This is a genomic window from Streptomyces sp. SID3212, assembly GCF_009865405.1.
GTDB lineage: Bacteria > Actinomycetota > Actinomycetes > Streptomycetales > Streptomycetaceae > Streptomyces.
Genome location: NZ_WWJY01000118.1, coordinates 1 through 2,289, shown reverse-complemented (window position 1 = coordinate 2,289; position 2,289 = coordinate 1). Strand labels below are relative to the sequence as shown.

Annotated in this window: 3 protein-coding genes and 1 pseudogene; all 4 read left to right on the top strand. The window is 69.8% G+C overall.

Annotation, left to right across the window (positions count from 1 at the left end):
* The coding region (locus GT042_RS03515) for an alpha/beta family hydrolase (RefSeq protein ID WP_345943667.1) at positions 1 to 472 on the top strand (472 nt) is incomplete at its 5' end.
* Positions 473 to 745: 273 nt separating this feature from the next.
* Positions 746 to 1,405: a sigma-70 family RNA polymerase sigma factor gene (locus GT042_RS03510; protein WP_208298586.1), complete on the top strand. Its 660-nt coding sequence runs from the start codon at positions 746 to 748 to the stop codon at positions 1,403 to 1,405.
* Complete coding sequence (gene rsrA, locus GT042_RS03505; protein ID WP_161307225.1) at positions 1,402 to 1,722, top strand: mycothiol system anti-sigma-R factor; 321 nt, start codon at positions 1,402 to 1,404, stop codon at positions 1,720 to 1,722. Before GT042_RS03510 ends, rsrA begins: the two co-directional genes overlap by 4 nt.
* Before the next feature lie 281 nt (positions 1,723 to 2,003).
* A pseudogene (locus GT042_RS03500) lies at positions 2,004 to 2,289 on the top strand (metal-dependent phosphohydrolase); the annotation flags it as partial.

Genomic DNA, 2,289 nt, shown 5'->3' with positions numbered 1-2,289 from the left:
GGCGCCGAAGACCCTGGACGCCGGGTGGCGGGCGGTGTGGCCGGAGCTGGCGGACCAGGGGGCGCCGGTGATCGCGGGCGGGCGCAGCGCCGGAGCGCGGGTGGCCTGCCGTACGGCGCTGGAGCTGGGGGCGTACGCCGTACTGGCCCTGAGTTTTCCCCTGCACCCGCCGGGCAGGCCGGAGAAGTCCCGGGCGGCGGAACTGCTGGGCGCGGGGGTGCCCACGCTGGTGGTCCAGGGCGGCAACGACCCCTTCGGGAAGGCCGCGGAGTTCCCGGACGCGGGTGAGGTGTCCGGCAAGAGCGCAGCCGGTTCGCACGGTGGTACGGACGGTGGTGGCGCGTACGCGCTGTGCGAGGTGCCGGGCGCCGACCACGGGTTCGCCGTCGCGAAGAGCGCCGCCGTCTCGCAGGAGCGGGCCCTCGCGATCATCACCGGGAAGGTGGCGGAATGGGCGGCGAAACTGGCCTGAGGACCGGGCCGTGGCCGGGAATGTGCGACAGATGTCCACTGTTCCACCAGACAACGGAACACAGAGCATGGAGAGGGAGTCCGTCGTATGGGTTCGACCATCTGCCCGCGCCGCTCAGACGCCAGTGAACTGGAGTGGACGGTGCTTTCCGCGTCCAAGAACGCTCCGGTCCGGGCGGCCGGCGGAGCGGACCACCGGCCCTCGTTGTCACAAGGTCGACTATTCTCCGATTCGAGTGGGTCCGCTTTCGGGCCCGCCACAGCGTTGGAGGAGGTGGGTCCGGTCACTGGGACCGACGCAGGGACCGACGACGGCGGCATCGAAGAGACCACGGCCGAGCGCAACGCCCGTTTCGAGCGGGACGCGCTGGGCTTCCTCGACCAGATGTATTCCGCCGCGCTGCGCATGACGCGCAACCCGGCGGACGCCGAGGACCTCGTGCAGGAGACGTATGCCAAGGCGTACGGCTCCTTCCACCAGTTCCGCGAGGGGACCAACCTCAAGGCCTGGATGTATCGCATCCTCACCAATACCTTCATCAACTCCTACCGCAAGAAGCAGCGCGAACCTCAGCGCAGTGCCGCCGAGGAGATCGAGGACTGGCAGCTCGCGCGTGCCGAGTCGCACATGTCGACCGGTCTGCGCTCCGCGGAGGCGCAGGCGCTGGACCACCTGCCGGACTCCGACGTGAAGTCGGCGTTGCAGGCGATCCCGGAGGAGTTCCGCATCGCGGTGTATCTCGCCGATGTAGAGGGCTTTGCGTACAAGGAGATCGCGGACATCATGGGGACACCCATCGGTACGGTGATGTCGCGACTGCACCGTGGGCGCCGCCAGCTGCGCGGCATGCTGGAGGACTACGCCCGCGAGCGCGGGCTCGTCCCGGCCGGTGCCGGGGAGTCGTCGGACGATCGGAAAGGTTCGGGCTCATGAGCTGCGGAGAGCCGCATGAGACGGATTGCTCCGAGGTACTCGATCATTTGTATGAGTTCCTCGACAACGAGATGCCGGACAACGACTGCACCAAGTTCGAGGTGCACTTCGAGGAGTGCTCCCCGTGCCTGGAGAAGTACGGCCTCGAGCAGGCCGTGAAGAAGCTCGTCAAGCGCTGCTGCGGCCAGGACGACGTGCCGTCCGACCTGCGGGCCAAGGTCATGGGCCGGATCGATCTGATCCGGTCGGGCGAGATCGGCCCTGAGCGGGAAGTGTCGACGGCGGGCGCGGATGTGCCGCGGGCGGCGCAGGACTGACGAACAGGGTATGCGGGACTGCCGTCCCGGTGTCCGGTACGGTCCTCCGGGCAGGGCCCGCACCACCCCACAGCCCCCCTTCGCACGGGGTACGAGGGCGTGCCGCGCATCGCGCGGTGCGCCCTCTTCCGTATCTCCCGTATCACCGGCAGACCGGCGATGTCACTCAAAGGTGCTAATCGTCCTCATCCGGCCTCCGTCCGCCCGCCGACTCGCTAGCCTGACGCTTTGTTTCGGGCCCTTCCGGGCCGGACCGAGGAGCCGAGGAAGGGCGAGAACCCGTGAGGGCCATACCGGGGGCGGCGCGCGCGTACATCCTGGGCGTCGCGCTCTGCGCCACCGTCTGCCTCCTTCCCGCGTTCCGCCCCGACACCCCGTGGCGGGCCGTCGCGCTGCTCGCGACGCTGTACGCCTTCTGCGAGATGCCGGCCCGCTGCCGGTTCCTCGGCCGCTCGTTGCACGGCTCCGTGCCGATCGCCGCCGGATCGTTCCTTCCCGTCCTCCTCGCCTCCGCCCTGCTGCTGCCGCCCGCCGCCGCCGCGCTGGTCGCCGTGCCCGGCGCGCTGC